The sequence below is a fragment of the Pseudomonas sp. GL_103 genome (assembly GCF_057835175.1).
This window is the reverse complement of the sequence record NZ_CM174420.1, coordinates 2512451-2534556: the sequence shown is the minus strand read 5'-3', so window position 1 is coordinate 2534556 and position 22106 is coordinate 2512451. Positions and strand designations below refer to the sequence as shown.

Sequence of the window (22106 nt, the reverse complement as noted above, 5' to 3'; positions counted from 1 at the left end):
CATGGCGACGAGGGAGTTGGCTCCCTCGTCGCGGCGATCAATTCCGATCAAACCTCGGCATCAAGCAACTCGAACTTCACCTGATCCGGGTAGAACGCCAGGTATCCACGGATTTGCTCCACCGACACCTTGGGATCTTCGTAACTCCACACCGCGTTGGCGCTTTCATGCCCCGGCACCTGCAGGCTGAAATAGCTGGCATCGCCCTTGTACGGGCAATAGCTGGTGTGGTCGGTGCGGGCGAAATACTTCTCGTCGATGTCCTCTCGCGGCACGTAGTACACCGGCGGGTAGTTGGCCTCCAGCAACACCAGGGCTCGCGCCGAGGCGGCCACTTGAATACCGTGAAATTTCACCAGCAGACAGCCAGGCTGCTCGGCGATGGTGATGACAGGGCTAGGACCGGAGCTTTTCATGGAAAACGTTCCTCATGACGGTGATGGACCTGCAAATCGATGTGGGAGCGTGGCTTGCCCGCGATGGGCTGCGCAGCAGCCCCAAAAAAGCTGAAACCACGATTTATCAGGTATAACCCAAGTTTTACCCTCGCGACTGCTTCGCAGCCGAACGGGAGCGACACACCAAGCTGTACATCCATACAGATAAAGATTGCTCCATCGTCCATCAAGCGCCATTCTGTGCACCCTTGGCATATTGATCGACGATGGTGGTTATGCGGCTGTACCTCTGTGAAAAACCTTCCCAGGCCAAAGACATTGCGGCAGTCCTCGGCGCCCGGCGCCGGGGCGATGGCTGCTGGCTGGGAACGGACGTCACGGTGACCTGGTGCATCGGCCACCTGCTGGAAACCGCACCGCCGGATGCCTACGACGCGCGCTACAAGCGTTGGGTGCTGGCGGACCTGCCGATCATTCCCGAAAAATGGAAAATGACCGTCAAGCCGCGTACCGCCAGCCAGTACAAGGCAGTCAAGCGCCTGCTCGGTGAAGCGTCCGAACTGATCATTGCCACGGACGCCGACCGCGAGGGCGAAATGATTGCCCGGGAACTGGTGGAGCATTGCCGCTATCGCGGGCCGATCCGCCGCCTCTGGCTGTCGGCGCTGGACGATGCGTCCATCCGCAAGGCCCTCGCGGCCCTAAAACCGGGGAACGAGACCTTCAGCCTCTATCACTCGGCCCTGGGGCGTTCCCGGGCCGACTGGCTGATCGGCATGAACATGAGTCGGCTGTTCACCTTGCTGGGGCGCCAGTCTGGCTATCAAGGCGTGTTACCGGTCGGCCGGGTGCAAACGCCGACCTTGCGCCTGGTGGTGGATCGCGATCGCAGCATCGCCGACTTTGTGCCCGTCCCCTATTGGGCCATCGACGTGCAACTGCTGCACAACGGCACCGCGTTCACCGCGCAATGGCGCGCAGCATCGGAGCTTTGCGACGATCAGGACCGCTGTCTGAATCAGGCGCTGGCGCAACAAGCGGCGGCCGCCATGAGCGGCGCGGCCAGTGCGCGGGTGATCAAGCTGCGCACCGAACGGATGCGCGAAGTGGCCCCGCTGCCGTTCGACCTGGGCACCCTGCAGGAGGTCTGCTCGAAGAAGCTCGGCCTCGGCGCCCAGGAAACCCTCGACATCGCCCAGGCGCTGTACGAAACCCACAAAGTCATCACCTATCCACGCAGTGATTGCGGCTACTTGCCCCTCAGCCAGCACAGCGAGGCACCGGCCATTCTGGCGGCGTTGCGCCAGGCCGATCCGGCGTTGAACACCTTGCACGATCACCTTGATCCGCAACGGCGCTCACGGGCCTGGAACGATGCCAAGGTCAGCGCGCACCACGGCATCATCCCCACGGCGGCGGCGAAGAACCTCGAACGCCTGGCGGGCAAACAGCGTGCGGTCTACACCCTGATCCGCGCCCGATATCTGGCGCAGTTCCTGCCCAATCACGAATACGATCGCACCCAGGCCGACTTCGACTGTGCTGGCGAGGCCCTGCGCGCTGTCGGCAAGCAGATCATCGAGTCGGGCTGGAAACGCGCCCTGCCCGAAGCACTGGCTCCGGCCAAGGGGCGCGAAGCCCCGGCACCGCAGACACTGCCCAAACTGGCCGAAGGCATCGACTGCGCAGTGGCCGGCGTGCACTTCAAGGACCTCTGGACGCAACCGCCAAAGCCGTTCACGGAAGGCGACCTGATCAAGGCCATGAAGAATGTCGCCAAACTGGTGGAAGACCCGCTGCTCAAGCAAAAACTCAAGGACACCACCGGCATCGGCACCGAAGCGACCCGTGCGTCGATCATCCAGGGCCTGCTCGACCGTGGGTACCTGGTCAAGACCGGCAAGGCCCTGGCCGCGACGCCGGCCGCGTTCAGCCTGATCGACGCCGTGCCGCGAGCCATCGCCGATCCGGGCACCACAGCGATCTGGGAACAGGCCCTGGACATGGTGCAAAGCGGGGAAATGAGCCTGGAAGAGTTCGTCACCAAACAGGCCGCCTGGATGAGCAAGCAGGTCAGTCGCTGTGCCGGGCTGAGCCTGACCATCAGCGGCCCACCGCCCGGTGGCTCCGCCGCAGCCCCCTGGAAGAAAAAACGTAAAGCCGCCCCGCGCAAAGCAGCGAGCGGCACCAAGCGCAGGGCAAAACCGGCAAGCAAAACCTGAACCCGACACCGAACCTTGTGGCCAACCATAATGAAGGGTGTACCTGCCCCGGCGTAACTGGAGCCAACCCGTATGCCTTCGATAGAACTGCACGCCGCCCAACGCGATGAACTGGAAACCATCGAGAACCTGATGCAGTTCTACACCTACGACTTCAGTGAATGGTTGCCGCTGAAACTGGGTGAATACGGTGTGTTCAACATCCTTCCCATGCCCGACTACTGGCGAAACCCGGCCACCCGACCATTCCTGATCAAGGTCGACGGTGAACTGGCCGGCTTCGTGACCGTGGATAACCAGGTCCATCTACCCGGTGCCGACTACAACATCGGCTATCTGTTTGTCAGTCGACGCTTCCGTGGCCGGGGTGTCGCGCGATTTGTCGTTTCCACCCTCTTGAGTCAATTCCCCGGTCAATGGCAGATTTTCCACATAGAGGCGAACCAGTCAGCACGCTTGTTCTGGGCCGCCGTGATGCCGGGGCTCGGCGTTGACGGGTTCACCTTGCATCAACAGCTGGTAGACGGTCATTCCTGCACTTTTTACCGCTTTGAGTGTCCGCCTTTGTCGTCCTGACCGACACGACCTCGCCCCCCGCGCTAATTCCCAACAGCTTTGTCCGACAATATGTAGTGACTGAAAATATTCACTACAAAACCGTTGACGCCTCCGATTTGCCCTTGCATGATGCAGACGTCTCCCCGATCGGGAGTACAGGCAACACGTTTGAGCAAGCTCGTCTGACCGCCGAGCTGTTTTTCCCGGATACACGCTGCCCACAAGGCAGATTGAAGAAGCTGACCTGGCCTGAACGTCCAGTACAAGGGCGAGAAGACTTGGCGAGCAATCCTCATGAAGCTTGTGGCCGACCCTGAAAACGTCGGCAGTGGCCTTAAGGTTTTCGCCGCTTCTCTTCGTTGTGACGCTATTGCGTAGCAGTTATTCAACACAACTACATGCAACAGACGCAGGACCCCGCCCGATAAGGCGGTCGAACGCTGACGTCCTGGTTTCGGTGCCAGGGATCAACTAACCGATGGGCTACCTGTATTAGCGAACCAACTTTGAAAGATCACCAATTGGTCAAGGGGCTTTATGATGAATCTGAACAATCAACCAACTATCGATGAACTGGCTCGTATCTTCGCTGCAAAGAAAGACAGCCACGACAACCATATTCTCTGGATCAGCAAGTGTGGCCAGGTTCATATCGACTGCCTGTCGCCGCACGCCCATGAAGCAGAGTTCGACCAGAACAACCAGAACCTGCTGGCCCGACTGAAGATGTACCGTCGCGGCCAGGGCTATGTCGGCAAGAAAGCCGCCGCCGACAAGGACTTCATCGGTAATGTTCTGCAAACCCTGAAGCAGGCTTGGGCCTCGATGCAGAACCAGAACGAAGTTCGGGTGATTGACCGGTTCTACTAATTGAATGAGTCATTACTGACTTATTGATAAACAAGGCCTGCTCCCGATAAGGAGCAGGCCTTTTTTATGCTGGAACGAAAACCAGATGTGGGAGCGAGCCTGCTCCCACAAGGTTCAGCGCTTGACGCCCAGATCAACCTGGGTCATGCGGCTACGAATGGTGAACACGCCATCGCCGGAGAGAATCGCACTGCGAGCAAACAGGCGCCCGCTCTCCCAGTTCGAAAGCCCCAGCTCCGGCTTGTTCAGCGCGTACTGGCCGTCGACCCAACGGGTGATGCCATTACCGACAAAAGGCGCGTTGACCGCGCTGTAGAAACGCTCCTGAGCCTCGGCACTTTCACTGATCAGCGACACCGTGAATTGCGGGCTGTAGCGATTGAACAAGGCAATGGCATCGTCCAGGTCGTCGACGATCTTCAGGCTGACTTCCGGGGTTTCTTCCCACTCCCACTCACGGCCCAATTGGTCTTCCGGCAACGGCTCGGCCTGCGCCTCGCTCTGATAGCCTTCGGCGCGGTACACCTGGACCGTTGCAGCCAGCCAGTCTTGCGGCAGGTGCGACTCGCTGCCTTCGACGATGTGCAGCTTGCAGCCCTGCCCCCGTGCGGTGCCGGCCTGCTTGAGTGCGTCGAGGAACAGCGGCACCAGTTCAGCGGCGCGGTCGCGGTGAATCAGGCAGACGTTCAGGGTGTTGCAGACCTTGCGGTCCAGGGAGTTGCGCACCACGGCGGCAAAGCGTGGGGCGTCGGCATCGGCGTTGGCGATCAGCCACGCGCCACCGGTACCGTGCAGGCTGACCGCCGTGCCGGCCTGCTGCGCGATGCTGCCCAACTGGCTGACGGCGCGACCCGAACCACGGGCCACCGCCAATGACAGGCGCCGGTCAGCGAACATCGCCCAACCGGCGGCGTGGTTGACACTTTCCACCAGCGACACCGCACCGGCCGGCAAGCCGGCATCGCTCAATGCAGGGTTCAGTGCATGGGTGACGATCGCCTGGGCGGTGCCCAACGCATCACTGCCGATGCGCAGCACGGCGGTGTTGCCGGTGCGCAATACACCGGCCGCGTCGGCAAACACATTCGGCCGGCCTTCGAAGACGAACGCGACGATGCCCAGCGGCGAGACCACTTGCTCGACCTTCCAGCCATCGTGCTCGACGCTACTGATCACCTTGCCACGGCTGGCCGCCGCATCACGCCAGGCGCGCAGGCCGGCGATCATGTCGCGACGCATGCGCTCATCGGCCAGCAACCGGGTGGTCGAGCGACCGCGCGCCTTGGCCCGTTCGATGTCGGCGAGGTTGGCGGCTTCGATCAAGGCCCAGCATTCCGCGGTTTCCAGGCGCTGGGCAAACAGGTCGAAGAAGGCGCTGACCGCCTGGTCAGACACCGCCGACAGCGCGGTAAACGCCGCCTGGGCGCGCTCGATCGCAACGTTGGCCGCTTGCTGGTCCGCCACGGGGATCAGCAGCAACTCGCCACTGACCTGCTCCACCAGCAGGTGGTCACCGGGCTGGAAGCGTTGCGCCAGTTCGGGGCTGACGACAGTGACACGATTACCGGCGAAAGGGATTGGCGTGCCAGCGACTAGACGTTCGAGCGCGAGAGACATGAAGCAGTATCACCATGCTGTGGGCGGCCGGAAAATGTATAGCAATTTCCCTGGAGCGTCACGCTTCGCACCGGTGATCCCCTGTGGGAGCGGGCTTGCTCGCGAATACGGTACTTCAGCCACGTTGATGGTGCCTGACACACCGTATTCGTCGGAACGCCGCCCGGAGCAAGCCCGCTCCCACCCTGGTTGTGCATTGGATGAAAAAAACCATGGTTACGTATCTCAATGTATACAGCCCCGCCCCAGACACACCCCGCACTCAAAACCCCGCCACAACGACACACCGCAGATACACCCCGTTGATGAAATACGCCTGTCGATTGGCCACGCCGATCAAAGCGCTCAACTCACGGGGCATGCCGTTGCCCCGCCGCCCTGACCTGAAAGAGAGCAACGTCCATGAGCACCTCCATTTCTTCGGCCGTCAAAGGCCTGCACCTGAACCTCGACCGTGCCGGCGGCTGGGTTGCCCCCTTGGCGCTGCGGGTGTTCCTCGCCTGGGAATTCCTCGAGTCCGGCCTGGAAAAATTCAACGGCGAGAATTGGTTCGCCGATATCCAGGCACGCTTCCCGTTTCCGTTCGACCGCCTTCCAGCGACGCTGAACTGGGAACTGTCGATGTGGGCCGAACTGATCTTCGCCTTGGCCTTGCTGGTGGGCCTGGGCACACGTTTTTCGGCGCTGAGCCTGATGGTGGTGACCCTCGTCGCAACCGCCGCCGTCCATTGGCCCGCCGACTGGCACAGTCTCAGCGAACTCGCCCAAGGCTATGCCATCAGCAACAAGGGTTACGGCAACTTCAAGCTGCCCTTGATCTACCTTGTGGCCCTCACCCCGCTGCTGCTGTCGGGAGCCGGCAAGTTCAGCATCGATGCGCTGCTGGCTCGTTTCATCTGGCGTCGCTGAAACGAAAGCTGCAAGGCGGACAAACAAAAAGGGGACTTCCATGAAGTCCCCTTTTTGTTTGCCCGGAACTAACCCATCACTTCTTCCAGCCCGGTCTGTTCGGCCAGCTTCGGATGCGCGCTGCGTTCATGCACATGGGATTGCGGGGTGCGGTCGATCAGCAGGCTCAGCAGTTCCGGGCGGCTGTAGTGGCCGCGGGAATCCATCATGCGTTTGCGCTTGTCGATCAGGCTCATGTCGAGATCAACAATCACCTCGCCCTCACCTTCCTGCAACGAACCCAGGACCGTGCCATCCGGGCTGATGATCGCGGTATAGCAACCGCCGGAAATCGGGCCGATGGCGCAACCGGTGTCGGCCATGATCTGCGCCTGTTGTTCGGGGTACAGCCACGCCGTCGAGTTGACCACAAAACACGCGGCCTCCAGGGCATGCTGGCGAATGCTGACTTCCATTTGCGCGGCGAACAGGGGACCGGCAAACGACCCCGGGTACATCGCCGCATGGATCTGTTCGCCATCGGCCATCAAGGCATAACGGGCCAGCGGGTTGAAGTGCTCCCAGCAGGCCAGTTGCCCGATGCGCCCTACCGCGCTGTCGATGGCCCGCAGACCGGAGCCGTCGCCCATGCCCCAGATCATGCGCTCGTGGTAGGTCGGGGAAATCTTGCGGCGATACTGGATCAGCGAGCCGTCGGCATCGAACAGCAACTGCGTGTTGTACAGCGTGCCGCCATCGCGCTCGTTGACGCCGATGGACACGACCATCCCCGTTTGCCTGGCCGCAGCGCCGATGGCATCGGTGGCGTCCGAAGGCACGGTGACCGCCTGATCCAGCAGCTTGAGGTGTTCGGCGGCCATTTCGAACGGCGACTGTACGTAGGAAAAGTACGGGTAGTACGGCACCAGGGTTTCCGGGAACACGGCGAATTGCACACCCTGTTCACCGAGTTCGAGAATCTTCTGCACCACTTTGTCGACGGTGCCTTCACGGCTGTAAAGAACAGGACTGATTTGTACGGCGGCGGCTTTGACGAGGGTCATGGCGGTGATCTCATTGAGGGATACGTTTCAACGAGATCCAGATTACGACAATAATATAAAGTCCTGAATGTCATATACACCACCTTTAAAGACATCATGATTCAGCCCCGACTGGCACGCTGAATCACCTGTGGCGGCTGCCCGAACGCCCGAATAAACGCACGGCGCATACGCTCCCGATCACCAAAGCCGGTGTCCGTCGCCACCACATCGATGGAGTGCCGTCCGGTTTCCATCATCAACCGGGCCGACTCGACCCGCAGGCTTTCGATGGCCTTGGCCGGAGACTGGCCGGTTTCGGCATGAAACACCCGGCTGAATTGCCGAGGGCTGAGATTGGCCGCGCTGGCCAGTTCCTCGACCGACAACGCCGACTTGAGATTCTGCTTGGCGTAGTTCAGCGCGGCCTGTATGCGATCGGTCTTGGGGGCCAGTTCCAGCATCACCGAAAACTGCGACTGCCCGCCGGAACGCCGGTGGTACACCACCAATTGCCGCGCTACCTTGCGTGCAATGTCGACGCCCAGATCGTTCTCCACCAGCGCCAAAGCCAGGTCCACGCACGCGCTCATGCCGGCAGCCGTCCACAGGTGGCCATCGTTGATGAAGATCCGGTCTTCCTCGACCTTCACGTTCGGGTACGCCTTGCGAAAGGCCGGCACATGCGCCCAATGGGTGGTCGCCCGCCGACCGTCGAGCAAACCGGCCTCCGCCAACGCATTCGCCCCCGTGCAAATCGAGCCCAGACGCCGGGTGCCGAGACTGGCGCGGCGCAGAAACTCCAGCATGCCCGGCGTGGTCGGGCGGATCAGGTTGTCGCCCATCACCAGCAGCGTATCGAACCCGCGCTGGTCGAACGCTTCGGTCTGCACAGCAAAACCGGCGGACGTTTGCACCAGGCCACCCGGCTCGGACAGCAAGGCGATGCGGTACAACGGCTCGTCACCGGCGCTGTTGGCAAACTCGAAGGCGGCACACATGGCCAGGCCCAGAACCTGGAAACCGGGGTAAACAATGAGTCCGATCTGGTGCATGGCGATTTGACCCTAAACGTGGCATACCTGAAGTTCAGGCCAGAGACTTGTACTCTAACCCGAACAGCAGGCGCCGGACATCAGGCTGGAGCACCTCGCGCATTGGCGGATGGCGACGGATAATCAACTGGTTTTCATCTCACCGAGGAATTGAAGGATGCCGCTGACTCTTTATTTCCATCCGCTCTCGTCGTTCTGCCACAAAGCGCTGATCGCGTTCTATGAACTGGAAATCGAGTTTGAAAAAAGGATCATAGACCTGGGCAACGAGGCTGACCGGGCCGAGCTTCAGGCGCTGTGGCCAATCGGCAAGTTTCCGGTGCTGCGCGATCACGCCCGGCAAAAGGATGTGCCGGAGTCGAGTGTGATCATTGAGTACCTGGACCGGCTTCATCCCCGCCAGGCACGCCTGATTCCGGACGATTGGGAAAACGCGCTGGAGGTGCGCCTGTGGGATCGCTTTTTCGACCTGCACGTCCAGGTGCCGATGCAGAAGATCGTCGCTGACCGAATCAATGCCGCAAAAGGCGACCTGACCCGCGAACGCGCCGCACTGATGACGGCGTACGGCATGCTTGAACGTCAGCTGGCCGCAAACACCTGGGCAGCCAGCCCCGCCTTCAGCATGGCCGATTGCGCCGCCGCGCCGGCGCTGTTCTACGCGAGCACCCTCGTACCCTTTCCCGACGATCATCGCCACTTGAGTGCTTATTTCGACAGGCTGACCCAAAGACCCTCGGTCAAACGGGTGATCGACGAGGCAAGGCCGTATTTTTCCTTGTATCCGTTTGCCGAGGCCATCCCGGAGCGCTTTCGGTAGCGGTACCAGTGCGACGGGGGGGAACGGAAGGCAAAAAAACAACGAATCGACGAATAATTACCGTCGGTCGAGTGTTATCTGATTAGGCAGGAATAAAAAATGGCAGGGGCGGCTGGATTCGAACCAACGCATGGCAGGATCAAAACCTGCTGCCTTACCGCTTGGCGACGCCCCTGTATCTGTTGCGATGAGTGCCTGGCACTCGCTTTCTTGAGTGGCAACAGGACCTGTTGCCTGCTTGCGTGACGGGCTCCCTGAGGGCCGCTGCAAGAGTGGGCGCAAATTTACCAACTTTTTCCTCGCCTGGGAAGCCCCAACAAAAAAAATTGTTCGTTAAAACAGGCGCTTAGTGTTGAGCCGGATCTCGGGGAGTTATCGGCGCACATTCAGCCCGAACAGCTCTGCTACGCTTTTCTTTACTCGAATTGAATCGGGAATCGTTTATGCAACACCCTTCCCTTGCCATTTGAGGGCGCCAAAAGTGAAAGGCAAATTAATGGGGGCCGCTGCAACCCTTCTGGTACTCGGGACCGCGATTTATGGGTTGAACACCTGGGAACACATCCAGAACCAGCGACAGGAAGCGGTCTGCAAGGCCGCCCGGGAACGCCTGAATGGCTTGGAAACCCAGGCGCGAGCCCTGGCCTCCGGGTTGACGGTCGAAGCCTATGCCGAAGCCGAAAAAGCCGAGGCCGGCCAGTTGGTTTTAGCGCTCGATACGGCCAAAAATGAAGCCGAGGTCGATGCCGTCATCGACAAGCACGCCGCTGCCATCGAAGCGCAGATAACCGCCGAGGACGCAGAGGTCCAGTCCCGAGGCGAACAACCCTTCCTCGGTCAGGAACTGAAAAAGCAACGCATCCCCACTGACGTCAAACAGGAATTCAAACGCGCTGAAAAGGCCGTCGCCGACACCTGCGGATAGTGTCGACCGCCGGCTCCAGGTTTATCGCCAGCGTCCAGACTTCAGCAAAAGCAGGTTTCAAGCTGGAACAGGTGAGCGCGCCGTTGCGGCGCACTCACCGGTCACTCAGTGCGGCGCGCGCGGGATGGTCTTGAGCAGGTCTTCGGGGCTGATGTGACCGACCACGCTGCCCGGTTGCGGCAGGTTGAGGATGTGGCCCTTCATCTTGCCGATGATGTGCATTTCACAAGGCTTGCAGTCGAACTTCAGCGTCAGCACTTCATCGCCGTGGATCAATTGCATCGGTGCGACCTTGGTGCGCACGCCAGTCACGCCCTTGGCCTGTTTCGGGCACAGGTTGAAGGAGAAACGCAGGCAGTGCTTGGTGATCATCACCGGCACCTCGCCGGTTTCCTCGTGGGCCTCGTAGGCCGCGTCGATCAGCTTGACGCCATGGCGATGATAAAAGTCCCGGGCCTTCTGGTTGTAGACGTTGGCCAGGAACGACAGGTGCGAGTCCGGGTACACCGGCGGCGGCGTGGTCTCGGCCTTGCGGCTGCCACGCGGGTGGGCGGCGATCCGCGCTTCGGTCAAGGCTTCAATCACTTCACGGCGCAAGGCCTTGAGCTGCGAGTTCGGGATGAAGTACGCCTGCGGCGCGTCCAGCTTGATGTCGATGGCGTGGTACTGCGTGGTACCCAGTTGGCCGAGCAGATCCTGCAATTGCTCCAGCGCCTGCTCCGGCTTGTTGGCGGCACCGAAGGGGCCAGCCAGGGTGACGCTGGCGCTGATGCCTTCTTCGCTGGTAGCGGTCAGTTCCAGCTGCTCTTCACGCAGGCGAGCGACCCAGTTCAGGGCGATGCGACGCTCGGCGGAGGTCTTTTGCAGCGCCTGTTGCCAGTTGTGATCGAGATTGCGATTCAGCGGATGGTTGGGGCGTAGCTTGTACATCCCCTCCGGCATCTCGTTGGGCTCGACGCGATAGCGATAACGCTTCTCGCCGTCCTCCTCGAACTCGCCTTTGGGTTCGGCGATGTTGGCGCGGAAACCCACCACTTCACGCTTGACCAGCACGTTGAGGCCGTCGCCGTTTGACAGCGGTTCGTGCGTCACGACCTGCATGTCACGCTTGGCGACTTTCTCGACCACACCCACCGGCAGACCGGTGAAGGTCGGCGAGTCAAAGGCGCCGATATCGATCTTGCGGTCAGTGACGAAGTAATCGGTGCTGCCACGGTGGAAGGTTTTTTCCGGGTCGGGCAGGAAGAAGTGCGCGGTACGGCCGCTGGAGGCGCGGGCCAGGTCCGGGCGGTCTTCGAGCACGGCGTCGAGGCGCTGGCGGTAGTAGGCGGTGATGTTTTTCACATAGCCCATGTCCTTGTAGCGGCCCTCGATCTTGAACGAACGCACGCCGGCCTCGACCAGGGCGCGGATGTTGGCGCTCTGGTTGTTGTCCTTCATCGACAGCAGGTGCTTTTCGTAGGCGATTACCCCACCCTTTTCGTCCTTGAGGGTGTACGGCAGACGGCAGGCCTGGGAGCAGTCGCCACGGTTGGCGCTGCGCCCGGTTTGCGCGTGGGAAATGTTGCACTGACCGGAAAACGCCACGCACAACGCGCCATGGATAAAGAACTCGATGGCCGCGTCGGTTTCGTCGGCGATGGCGCGGATCTCCTGGAGATTCAGCTCGCGGGCCAGCACCAATTGCGAGAAACCGGCCTGATCGAGGAACTTCGCCCGCTCCAGGGTGCGGATGTCGGTCTGGGTACTGGCGTGCAGTTCGATCGGCGGAATGTCCAGCTCCATCACCCCCAGGTCCTGGACGATCAGCGCATCGACGCCGGCGTCGTACAACTGGTGGATCAGCTTGCGGGCCGGCTCCAGTTCGTTGTCGTGCAGGATGGTATTGATGGTGGTGAACACCCGGGCGTGGTAGCGACGGGCGAATTCCACCAGTTCGGCGATATCGCTCACTTCGTTGCAGGCGTTGTGGCGGGCGCCGAAGCTCGGGCCGCCGATGTAGATGGCATCGGCGCCATGCAGGATGGCCTCGCGGGCGATGGCGACATCGCGGGCAGGGCTGAGCAATTCCAGGTGATGTTTGGGCAGGGACATAATATTTTTTTAGTCAGGCTGTCACGGTCGAGGCGTGCATTGTAGCGGCGAAACGCCTGACCGGCACCCGAATGCTGCCGGGTGGCGTTTCGGGCAGGCCCGGCCTGCCTCGCTCCCACAGGGTTTTGTGTGTCGCTCCAGTCAGGCCTTGGCCGCCATCGCGGTCACTTCCACGCGCATGCCTTCCACCGCCAACGAGGCAACCCCGACAGCGGCACGCACCGGCCATGGCTTGGCGAAGTAGCGCTTGTAGACTTCGTTGAACGCGGCGCGGTCGGCCATGTCGGTGAGGTAGATGGTCAGGTGCATCACGCGGTCCATGGAACTGCCGGCGCGCTCCAGCGCGACCTTCAGCGCTTGCAGGGTGCATTCGCTTTGCAGGGTGATGTCGCCCAGCTCCAGGCTGCCGTCGGCGCGGGTGGGGATCTGGGTGGAGACCAGCACGCCGCCGAAACCGACGACGTCGGAGGAAATCGAATCCGCATCGGGATCGGGGGTAAAGGTCAGGTCGTGGTTTGCCATGAGGACTCTCTTGCTTGAAGGGGTGAGGCTGGCGCCTTTGCGCGGACAGTTTACAGGGCCATTGGCGGTCCGTCGCTAATCCAGGCCGGACGGCTGCTCGTGACCGGTGGCCTGGCGGTACTGACGCGGAGTGAAACCGGTCGATGCCTTGAACTGCCAGCGACGGCCTCGTACCGGCTGGATCGTTTCTGAGGCCCCCGATCGAGCCACACCCGGGTCATTGCAAGGGCGAGAACGTCGCGGGCAGGTAGATCGTCGAGCGCATGTCGCGCAGTTGCGGGCCGGAGTTTTCCGGCGGCCAGACGCCGTCGGCGACCGTCTGGGTGCGCACTTGCAGGCGCTGCTCCAGGGTGGTCCACGGCCAGATGTGCAGATAGCGTGGCAGTGCGCCGTCGGTGGCGTAGAACGCCGCGTAAACCGGCGAATACGATTCAGCGGTTCGCGCTTCGATGGCTTTGCTCCAGCCGTCGAGGGTGGGCTGCAACCCGCTGCTGACCAGGTCGTAGACGCGCAGTTCGTAGAATGGACCGTGCGGCCCCGCGCTCAAGGGTTCGAGGAAGGGAAACAGCGTGTAGTTTTCGATGCGCAGATCGGTGATCAACTCGTTGATGCCAAACGCCCCACCCCCCAACAGGAAACGCTCGCGCTCCGCTTGCCTCAGGTGTTCGTCGGCGTAGCCGCGCAGCACGGCGATCTGGTTCAACTGACCGATTTCCGAGGCCCAGCAGCCCATCAACACCCCGCCGACTTCCGGCTTCGCCAACTCTGCCTCGATGCGTACCAGCGCATCAGTCACTGTGCGCACCCGCACGGTAAAAGTGATCAGTTCAAATAAACGCATAGCGACTCCGCCCACCGGTTTGCCAAAAGCACACAGCCTAGGGCAGCCCCCGCCAGCGGGATATTGAGACGAACCCCATCGGCAACGGCATTTGCCGCAGTGTTCTAGGTAGTTTCTTTATTGGGATTGAAAAAGCGAAGCATCAGCTACCGGCCATTATCGGCCCAGCCGATTCAAACCTGCGAATTATCGATTTGTGCAGTGGTCCGTGGACCGCGAGCATGGCGTCACTTCCAACAACAAAAACCAAGGACCCGCCATGACCGCCCGATTTCACAATCCAGTGGATACCCGCTTCGGCTGGGGCAGCCTGCAAGAGCTTGCCGCCATCACCGAACACCAGAACGTTGCCGTCGTGACCTTTCCCGAAGCCCGTGGCCTGGGGCTGGTGGATCGCCTTCAAGCGCTGCTGGGCGACCGCCTGGTCTACGTGATCGAAGATGTCCAGCCCAATCCCGATGTCGCGCAACTTCGCGCGACCTATGAACGTTTCTGGCAAGAGGCCGGCGAATGCCATGCGGTGATTGCCGTCGGTGGCGGCAGTGCGATCGACACGGCAAAGGCGCTGATTGTCGGCACCGAGTCAGGCCGCTTCGATGAACTGCTGGCCTTGCTGGCAAGCGGTAAACCCTTCGTTCCGGTTCGCAGTAAACAGCTGATCGCGGCCCCGACCACGGCAGGCACCGGCAGTGAGGTCACGCCCTGGGCGACGATCTGGGATGCTGCCAACCACAAGAAGTACTCGCTGCATCTGGACTGCACCTGGCCGCGCGTCGCGATCATCGATCCGCAATTGATGCTCACGGTGCCGGCCAGCGTCACCGTTTCCACCGGGCTGGATGCACTGTCCCACGCACTGGAGTCGATCTGGAACATCAACGCCAATCCGCTTTCCGACACCTTCGCCATCTCTGCCATCGAGGACATCCTCGAATGCCTGCCCATGCTGCGGCGTGACCTGTCCAGCCAGGAACTGCGCTCACGAATGGCCCTCGCCGCACTCAAGGCCGGCATGGCGTTCTCCAACACCAAGACCGCACTGGCCCACTCCATTTCCTATGAGATGACCTTGCGCTACGGCCTGCCCCACGGCATTGCCTGCTCCTTCACCCTGCCACTGGTTCTGGGCCTTGCCTGGGGCCACGACGCAACGCGGGACAAGACCCTGCAACGGGTTTTCGGGCCAGACCTGGATAAAGCCCAGGCCCGTTTGCGTGCCTTCCTGCACAGCCTGGAGGTGAAAACCGAGTTCGCCGACTACGGCGTGACGGCCGAAGAGGCCCAAACCATGATCGATTTCGCCCTGCAGGGCGCACGCGGCAAGAACTTCATCGGCTCACGAGCGGCCTAGGGCTCGCCAGCCCCCAAAGACACTACACTGCCAGCGGCGTAACGAGCCGCGACGATTTCCTGCTGCACCTGAAAAAGAGTGCACCCTGCGATGCAACTCGCAGGGAACGAACAAGAATAAGGAAAAGATCATGAATCGTGCCCAAACCATGCCAGGTCTCGCCGTACACACCGCATCGTTTCGCGTCGCCCAGTGGCGCATGCTGCTGGCAGCCATGTTTTGCTATCTGTTTTTCTACACCGGACGGCAGACCTTCGGTTTCGCCATCCCGGGTATCCAGGCCGAATTCGGCTTTACCAAAGAGCACCTTGGCTGGGTATCGGCCGCCATGCTCTGGGCCTACGCCATTGGCCAGGCCATCAACGGCAACCTCGCCGACAAATTCGGTGGCCGACGCATCATGACCATGGGCGCGGTACTGTCGTGCGGCGCCAACTGGGTGACGAGCTTCGCCAGTAACTTTGCCGCGTTGATTTTGCCTTGGGGCATCAATGGCTACTTCCAGGCACTGGGCTGGGCACCGGGCAGTCGGCTGATCTCCAACTGGTGGAGCGCGGGCGAACGCGGCAAGGTCTACGGCTTCTATGTGTTCGCGGCCGGCTGCGCCTCTGTCCTGTCTTACGTGACCTCGATCGTCGTGCTGGAAGTGATGCATCTGGAGTGGCGCTGGATCTTCCGCTTGCCCGTGTTGCTCATGCTGGCGGGCGGCATCATCTTCTACCTGGTGGCCCGCGAGCGTCCGCAAGACCTGGGTTTCGAACCGCCTGCCGACACCGGTGTGGCCAACGCCGAGGACAAAAGTCATGAAGTGGCCCAGGGCGAAGTCGAAACTTCCGCGCAGCGTTACAAGGCTGTTCTGAAAAACTTTCGCCTGATCATCGCCGCCGTGTCCCTGGGTTTCCAGAACGCCGCCCGCTACGGTTTGATCGTCTGGGTGCCGGTGCACTTCCTGGGTGCCAACTGGAAGACCGGCGACAGCATGATCGATCCGAAATGGATCACCGTGGCCCTTCCCGTCGGCATGGCCATCGGTGCGCTGAGCAACGGCTGGATCTCGGACAAGCTGTTCGGCTCCAAACGGTACCTGGCGATCATGCTCTACATGTTCCTCGGCGCGGCGACCAGTATGTGGATGTGGACCCTCGCCCCCCACAGCGCAACCGGCCTTGTGGCCTTGTTCCTCTGCGGTTTCTTCGTGTACGGCCCCGCTTCCAGCTTCTGGGCGTTGTGCCCGGACCTGGTGGGCGCCAAGCGCGCCGGCACCGCGACCGGGGTGATGAACTTCTCGTCCTACCTGTTCGCCGGCCTGGCGGAACCGCTGATCGGCAGTATGCTCGACAGTACCGGCAACACCTCGCTGATCTTCATCGTGGTCACCGCTGCCTGTCTCTGCAGCGCGTCAGTGGCGCTGTTCATCAGGCGTTGATGGCCCGGCTGGACAGATTGAATCAATGGCAGCGGCTCGGGAACAGGATCGTCTATGTACCAGTACCACAAGTGGCTACGTTCATTTCATGCGGTGGCCAAGACCGGCAGCTTCACCCTCGCCGCCGAGTATTTGAGCGTCGGCCAGCCCACGGTCAGTGAGCAGGTCAATGCCCTGGAGAAGAAGTTTTCCGTGGAACTGTTCCACCGCCGCGGCCGCTTTATCGAAATGAGTGCCGCTGGGCACCAGCTCTACGCGATCACCCAGGGCCTGTTCGGCCAGGAGGATGAAGCCGTGCAATTGCTGCAAAGTTTCAAGCAACGCAAGACCGGCATGCTGCGCCTCGGCGCGGTGTCGCCGCCGATTGCCATGAACCTGACCTACGAACTGATGCAACGGCACCCGGACATCGAACTGGAAACCTCGTTCTCCCCGGAAAAAGAGACTCTGGATCGCCTGTTCAACTTCGATATCGATGTGGCGATCCTGGCCCTGTCCGAATTCGACCAGCGTTTTGACACGCAGCTTTACCGGCGCTACCCGATCATTGCCGTGGTGCGTGACGACCATCCATGGGCCCGGCAGAAAGAAGTACACGTCGAGCAGATCAGCGAAGAGAAATGGGTGCTGCGGGAAAAAAGCTCCCGTACTCGTCAACTGGTGGAGGAAAGCTGCAAGCACCTGGGCGTCGCGCTGAACTGCGTCATGCAGTTGAACAGCCGCGAGGCCATCGTGCATGCCATCGCCAAGGGTATCGGCATCGGTTTCGTCTCGGCGGTCGAGTACGCAGAAACCCCCGGCACCAAACCGATCACCTTCGTCAATCACCCGTTTTCCATCGACTACCACCTGTGCTGCCTGGGCATTCGCCGAAACCGGCCAATGATCGCGGAGCTGTTCGACTCGAGCCCGACACCGGCCACCTGATTTCGTCTCACCCTTGAGCAATCCATAGGCCTACTTCCTGGCAACAGGAGGGACGGCCTGCCCACAACAAAAAATGGAGAAATACCATGAACTACCAACAACCGACCCAACTGCAAGCCGTGGTCCTGGACTGGGCCGGCACCGTTGTCGATTTCGGCTCCTTCGCCCCCACGCAGATTTTCGTCGAAGCCTTCGCCGAATTCGGCGTCGCCGTTTCGCTGGAAGAAGCGCGGGGCCCGATGGGCATGGGCAAGTGGGATCACATCCGCACCCTGTGCAATCAACCACAGATCGCCGAACGCTACCGTGCGGTGTTTGACCGCCTGCCGAGCGATGACGATGTCACCGCACTGTACGAGCGGTTCATGCCGCTGCAGATCGAGAAAATCGCCCTGCACTCGGCCCTGATTCCCGGCGCGCTGAACACCATCGATGCCTTGCGCGACAAGGGCCTGAAAATCGGTTCCTGCTCCGGTTACCCGGCCGTGGTCATGGAAAAAGTGGTCGAGCTGGCGCGACACAATGGCTACGTGGCCGACCATGTGGTGGCCACCGACGAGGTGCCGAACGGCCGCCCCTACCCGGCCCAGGCCTTGGCCAACGTGATTGCCCTGGGGATCAGCGACGTCGCCGCTTGCGTCAAGGTCGACGACACCTGGCCCGGCATCCTCGAAGGCCGGGCCGCCGGGATGTGGACGGTGGCGCTGACCTGCTCCGGTAATGCCCTGGGCTTGACCTACGAACAATACAAGGCCCTGCCCTCCGACAGGCTGGACAGTGAGCGGGCCCGCATCGTCAAGATGTTCGAAGGCTCGCGCCCGCACTACCTGATCGACACCATCGTCGATCTGCCGGCGGTCATCGAAGACATCAATGCCCGACTGGCGCGAGGTGAAACACCGCAAGGGTCCTGAACTGATTCATGCGTCAAGCGGCCGTCCCACGGGCGGCCGCCTCACTTGAAAAAATCACTCGGCGTCTTGCCGAACTGTTTCTTGAACATGGTCGTGAACGCGCTGGGGCTGTCGTATCCCAGCTCCCCGGCGATGTCGATGATCTTCTCCCCGACGGCTATGCGTTCCAGCGCCAACAGCAGTCGCGCTTGTTGGCGCCATTGGCCGAAGGTCATGCCGGTTTCCTTGCGAAACCTGCGCTGGATGGTTTTGGCGTCGAGGCTCAAGCGGGCGCTCCAGTCCGACAAGGTCGAGCCATCCCCGGGATCAAGCTGCAACGCGCTACAAATCAGGTTGATACGCTGATCGGCGGGCTGCGGCAGGTTCAACGGCAAGGTCGGCAGGATCGTCAGTTCATCCAGGATCAGTCGCAGCACCCGGGCTTCCCGTGAGTCCGGCTCACAGGCAAAGTCGAAATCGACCGAGACCTTGATCAGCTCGCTCAACAACGCGGAAACACTCACCGCCCGGGTTTCGGCGGGCAGATCCAGGCTCGGGTCAGGGCGCACGAAAACGCTGCGCATCTTGATCGCCCCCACACAGCGAATCGAGTGCACCTCACCGCTGGGCATCCAGATGCCACGGCTCGGCGGCACCGTCCATTGGCTCTGCGCCGAGTGCACCACCATCACGCCTTCGATGGCATAGATCAGTTGGTGCTTTTCATGGGAGTGCGGTGGGATGAACCAGTTTTCCGGGTAGTCGGTCGCACTGCTGCGCACGCTCCAGCCGCCCTGGTCGATCTCCGCAAGAAATGTCTTTAATGGTTTGATCATTACGCCCTTTTTGCGATGGTACATGCCCGAGTTGCGCGAGACGGGCGCCCTTGAGGCCCCTAGGATAACGCCGAACCCTGAAATTGGCTGCGCCTTGCGTTCGCAGTTCGCGTTATTTATCCGGAAGATCGCCCATGTCGACCACCACCCTCAGTTCACCCTCACCCACCGCTTCGGTGGCCAGCCAGGCTAGCCCATTGGTCATGCGCGTCATCGGCGCCTGTGCGCTGGCGCACCTGATCAATGACCTGATCCAGGCCGTGCTGCCGTCGATCTACCCGATGCTCAAGGCCACCTATGGTCTGACCTTCACCCAGGTCGGCCTGATCACCCTGACCTTCCAGCTCACCGCTTCACTGCTGCAACCGTGGATCGGTTTCTACACCGACCGTCATCCCAAGCCCTGGCTGTTACCGGCGGGCATGGTCTGCACCCTGATCGGTATTCTGATGCTGTCGATGGTCGGCAGCTTCCCGGCGATTCTCGTGGCCTCGGCGCTGGTGGGGGTTGGCTCGTCGACCTTTCACCCGGAGACCTCGCGCGTGGCGCGCCTGGCCTCGGGCGGTCGCTATGGCCTGGCACAGTCGACCTTTCAGGTCGGTGGCAACGCCGGTAGCGCCTTCGGCCCATTGCTAGCCGCCGCGATCATCATTCCCTACGGCCAGGGCAACGTCGCCTGGTTCGGCCTGTTCGCGGTGTTCGCCATCCTCGTGCAATACGGCCTGAGCCGCTGGTACCGCAATCACCTGAACCTGTTCAAGCTCAAGCAAGGCAGCAAGGCCACCCACGGCCTGTCCAAACGACGGGTGACCTTCGCCCTGGTGGTGCTGGCGTTGCTGGTGTTCTCCAAATACTTCTACATGGCCAGCTTCACCAGTTACTTCACCTTCTACCTGATCGAGAAATTCGACCTGTCGGTGGCCAGTTCGCAGCTGTACCTGTTCCTGTTTCTTGGCGCCGTCGCGGCCGGCACATTCTTTGGTGGCCCGATCGGCGACCGGATCGGCCGCAAGCAGGTGATCTGGTTCTCGATCCTCGGCGCCGCGCCCTTCACCCTCGCCCTGCCCTACGTCGACCTGTTCTGGACAGGCGTGCTGAGCATGATCATCGGCTTCATCCTCGCCTCGGCGTTCTCGGCCATCGTGGTCTTCGCCCAGGAACTGGTGCCCGGCAACGTCGGCATGATCGCCGGGGTGTTCTTCGGCCTGATGTTCGGTTTCGGCGGGATCGGAGCCGCGCTGCTGGGGCACCTGGCGGACATCCATGGCATCGAATATGTCTACACCTTGTGTTCGTTCCTGCCGTTGCTGGGAATTCTCACCATACTGTTGCCGTCTACTGGACAACGCTCGTCGGGAGCGTGAATAGCCATCAGGAGGAACCCCCCATGAAAATCGTAATCACCAGCGTGCTCGTCGATGATCAGGCCAAGGCGCTTGCCTTCTACCGGGATGTGCTCGGTTTTGAACTCAAGCACGATATCCCCATGGGCGAACATCGCTGGCTGACGCTGACCTCTCCCGGCGATCCCGAGGGCGTCGAGCTGCTGCTGGAGCCCAATGCCCACGGCGCGGCTAAGACGTTCCAGAGCGCGATCAAGCAGGACGGCATTCCCTGCACCTTTTTCGGCGTCGAAGACGTGCAAGCCGAATATGCCCGGCTCAGCGCCGCCGGCGTGCAATTCACCCGCCCGCCGACGGTGATGGGTCCGGTCACCCTCGCGGTACTGGACGACACCTGCGGCAATCTCCTCCAGATCGTCCAGCACAACTCAACCGCCTGATCATTTCTGCTACCAACCCTGTAGCACTCGGTAACACCCGGCCCCAATGCGGTGCGTCTTTTAAACGCCTTGTCGTGCGCCACCCCGCTCTACACGGGGCCGCCCGCCATGGCGTACTTTGTGCATCCAAAGGCCATCCTCTTCTGCCTGTAGCCGCCATGCGCCCCAAGGAACTGAAACTCTGGACCACCGGTGTCGCCCACCTGCTCGACCTGCCTGCCGGGCATGGGCGGCTGGCGGGGTTGAGCCATTGGCTTCGGCAAATCTGCCTGGTCGATCATTTCGTGTTGTTTGTCTACGAAGGCAATCACCGGCCACTGGCGTTGTTCGATACGTTCTCGGCGGACAAGCGGGCGGTGTATGTCGACGACTATCAGTGCGGGCCTTACCTGCTCGATCCGTTCTACCTGGCTTGCACACGCGGGCAGGCACCGGGGCTGTGGCGTTTGCGCCAGTTCGCCCCCGACCACTTCTACCTCGGCGAGTACTTCCTGACCTATTATCAGCAAACCGGACTGGCCGAGGAAGTGGCGTTTTTCGTCGACCTCGGCGGTGGTGCCACGGCGGTATTGTCGTTGATGCGATCCAGCGCCAGCTGTGCATTCAGCCGGGACGAAATGCAATTGGTCGAGTGTGCGCAAGCGGTGGTCGAACAAGTCATCAATGAAGCCTGGCGCTTGCGTCAGGCCCAGCAACCGCGTCCGGCACAGGACCTGGACTTCAAGATCCGCGAAGCCTTCGACCACTTCGGCGCGCACATCCTCACCGGCCGCGAGCAGGAAATCGTTCAACTGTTGCTGCGCGGCCACTCCAGCGCCTCGGTCGCCGAACAACTGAACATCAGCCCCGGCACGGTGAAGATTCATCGCAAGAACATCTACGCCAAGCTGGGCATTGGCAGCCAGTCGGAGTTGCTGGGGTTGTTTATCCGGGAGTTGACGGAGGATCCGTTGCAGGCGCCCGGCCTCAAGCTGCAAGCCTGATACCTGTCGGTTAACAGAAACCCCCTGTGGGAGCGGGCTTGCTCGCGAAAGCGA

General features: G+C 61.3%; 21 protein-coding genes and 1 tRNA gene. 13 read left to right on the top strand and 9 right to left on the bottom strand.

Features of this window, described 5'->3' with window-relative positions; all coding sequences use genetic code 11:
• Positions 1-47 precede the first annotated feature (47 nt).
• Positions 48-416: a DUF427 domain-containing protein gene (locus AC3IP0_RS11680; protein WP_057715236.1), complete on the bottom strand. Its 369-nt coding sequence runs from the start codon at positions 414-416 to the stop codon at positions 48-50.
• A gap of 257 nt (positions 417-673) precedes the next feature.
• On the opposite strand from AC3IP0_RS11680, the gene AC3IP0_RS11675 reads away from it, so the two are divergent.
• The 3 genes from AC3IP0_RS11675 (at position 674) to AC3IP0_RS11665 (ending at position 4048) form a co-directional block, all read left to right on the top strand.
• On the top strand, positions 674-2620 hold the full coding sequence (locus AC3IP0_RS11675; protein WP_489319342.1) for a DNA topoisomerase III: 1947 nt from the start codon (positions 674-676) through the stop codon (positions 2618-2620).
• 72 nt (positions 2621-2692) lie between these two features.
• A complete protein-coding gene (locus AC3IP0_RS11670; RefSeq protein ID WP_489319341.1) occupies positions 2693-3196 on the top strand; it encodes a GNAT family N-acetyltransferase in 504 nt (167 codons plus the stop codon).
• Between the two features lie 522 nt (positions 3197-3718).
• Positions 3719-4048, top strand: coding sequence for a hypothetical protein (locus AC3IP0_RS11665; protein ID WP_032829393.1), 330 nt, complete (start codon positions 3719-3721; stop codon positions 4046-4048).
• A gap of 114 nt (positions 4049-4162) precedes the next feature.
• Here AC3IP0_RS11665 and AC3IP0_RS11660 read toward each other — a convergent pair whose 3' ends face one another.
• Positions 4163-5665, bottom strand: coding sequence for an aldehyde dehydrogenase family protein (locus AC3IP0_RS11660; protein ID WP_489327470.1), 1503 nt, complete (start codon positions 5663-5665; stop codon positions 4163-4165).
• 402 nt (positions 5666-6067) lie between these two features.
• Here AC3IP0_RS11660 and AC3IP0_RS11655 point away from each other — a divergent pair, with 402 nt between their 5' ends.
• The gene (locus tag AC3IP0_RS11655; protein ID WP_489327468.1) at positions 6068-6574 is read left to right on the top strand and encodes an HvfX family Cu-binding RiPP maturation protein; all 507 of its coding nucleotides are present in this window, start codon (positions 6068-6070) and stop codon (positions 6572-6574) included.
• A gap of 68 nt (positions 6575-6642) precedes the next feature.
• Here AC3IP0_RS11655 and AC3IP0_RS11650 read toward each other — a convergent pair whose 3' ends face one another.
• Together AC3IP0_RS11650 and AC3IP0_RS11645 are read right to left on the bottom strand one after the other, a co-directional pair.
• Entirely contained in the window at positions 6643-7617 is a 975-nt protein-coding gene (locus tag AC3IP0_RS11650; RefSeq protein WP_489327467.1) for a nitrilase-related carbon-nitrogen hydrolase, read from the bottom strand.
• Positions 7618-7718: 101 nt separating this feature from the next.
• Positions 7719-8651 (bottom strand): GlxA family transcriptional regulator, encoded by a 933-nt coding sequence (locus AC3IP0_RS11645; RefSeq protein ID WP_489327466.1) that lies wholly within the window; start codon positions 8649-8651, stop codon positions 7719-7721.
• Between the two features lie 157 nt (positions 8652-8808).
• On the opposite strand from AC3IP0_RS11645, the gene AC3IP0_RS11640 reads away from it, so the two are divergent.
• Entirely contained in the window at positions 8809-9471 is a 663-nt protein-coding gene (locus AC3IP0_RS11640; RefSeq protein ID WP_489319336.1) for a glutathione S-transferase family protein, read from the top strand.
• 100 nt (positions 9472-9571) lie between these two features.
• On the opposite strand, the gene AC3IP0_RS11635 is transcribed toward AC3IP0_RS11640, so the two are convergent.
• Positions 9572-9646, bottom strand: a tRNA-Gln gene (locus AC3IP0_RS11635).
• Between the two features lie 321 nt (positions 9647-9967).
• Here AC3IP0_RS11635 and AC3IP0_RS11630 point away from each other — a divergent pair.
• The gene (locus tag AC3IP0_RS11630; protein WP_489319761.1) at positions 9968-10396 is read left to right on the top strand and encodes a hypothetical protein; all 429 of its coding nucleotides are present in this window, start codon (positions 9968-9970) and stop codon (positions 10394-10396) included.
• A 105-nt stretch (positions 10397-10501) separates the two neighbouring features.
• Here the strand turns inward: AC3IP0_RS11630 and AC3IP0_RS11625 are convergent, their stop codons facing one another.
• From AC3IP0_RS11625 to AC3IP0_RS11615, 3 genes are all read right to left on the bottom strand, one after another.
• Entirely contained in the window at positions 10502-12490 is a 1989-nt protein-coding gene (locus AC3IP0_RS11625; protein WP_489319335.1) for a peptidase U32 family protein, read from the bottom strand.
• 141 nt (positions 12491-12631) lie between these two features.
• Positions 12632-13012 (bottom strand): RidA family protein, encoded by a 381-nt coding sequence (locus AC3IP0_RS11620; protein WP_008021538.1) that lies wholly within the window; start codon positions 13010-13012, stop codon positions 12632-12634.
• A gap of 217 nt (positions 13013-13229) precedes the next feature.
• Positions 13230-13853, bottom strand: a complete 624-nt coding sequence (locus AC3IP0_RS11615) for an NIPSNAP family protein (RefSeq protein WP_489319334.1) — start codon at positions 13851-13853, stop codon at positions 13230-13232.
• A 259-nt stretch (positions 13854-14112) separates the two neighbouring features.
• Here AC3IP0_RS11615 and psrA point away from each other — a divergent pair, with 259 nt between their 5' ends.
• The 4 genes from psrA to phnX all read left to right on the top strand — a co-directional run bounded on the left by psrA (position 14113) and on the right by phnX (position 18471).
• Positions 14113-15204: an iron-containing alcohol dehydrogenase PsrA gene (gene psrA, locus AC3IP0_RS11610; RefSeq protein ID WP_489319333.1), complete on the top strand. Its 1092-nt coding sequence runs from the start codon at positions 14113-14115 to the stop codon at positions 15202-15204.
• Between the two features lie 130 nt (positions 15205-15334).
• Positions 15335-16630 (top strand): MFS transporter, encoded by a 1296-nt coding sequence (locus tag AC3IP0_RS11605; RefSeq protein ID WP_489327465.1) that lies wholly within the window; start codon positions 15335-15337, stop codon positions 16628-16630.
• 54 nt (positions 16631-16684) lie between these two features.
• On the top strand, positions 16685-17557 hold the full coding sequence (locus AC3IP0_RS11600; RefSeq protein WP_349736190.1) for a LysR substrate-binding domain-containing protein: 873 nt from the start codon (positions 16685-16687) through the stop codon (positions 17555-17557).
• 86 nt (positions 17558-17643) lie between these two features.
• Positions 17644-18471, top strand: a complete 828-nt coding sequence (gene phnX / locus AC3IP0_RS11595) for a phosphonoacetaldehyde hydrolase (protein WP_223512857.1) — start codon at positions 17644-17646, stop codon at positions 18469-18471.
• Positions 18472-18512: 41 nt separating this feature from the next.
• On the opposite strand, the gene AC3IP0_RS11590 is transcribed toward phnX, so the two are convergent.
• The gene (locus AC3IP0_RS11590) at positions 18513-19286 is read right to left on the bottom strand and encodes an AraC family transcriptional regulator (RefSeq protein WP_489319331.1); all 774 of its coding nucleotides are present in this window, start codon (positions 19284-19286) and stop codon (positions 18513-18515) included.
• 134 nt (positions 19287-19420) lie between these two features.
• Between AC3IP0_RS11590 and AC3IP0_RS11585 the strand changes: the two genes are divergently transcribed.
• From AC3IP0_RS11585 to AC3IP0_RS11575, 3 genes are all read left to right on the top strand, one after another.
• Complete coding sequence (locus AC3IP0_RS11585; protein WP_489319330.1) at positions 19421-20650, top strand: MFS transporter; 1230 nt, start codon at positions 19421-19423, stop codon at positions 20648-20650.
• A gap of 23 nt (positions 20651-20673) precedes the next feature.
• Entirely contained in the window at positions 20674-21069 is a 396-nt protein-coding gene (locus AC3IP0_RS11580) for a VOC family protein (RefSeq protein ID WP_489327464.1), read from the top strand.
• A gap of 158 nt (positions 21070-21227) precedes the next feature.
• Positions 21228-22052 carry a response regulator transcription factor gene (locus AC3IP0_RS11575; protein WP_489319328.1) on the top strand — a complete coding sequence of 275 codons (825 nt, stop codon included), beginning with the start codon at positions 21228-21230 and terminating at the stop codon, positions 22050-22052.
• Positions 22053-22106: the final 54 nt, after the last annotated feature.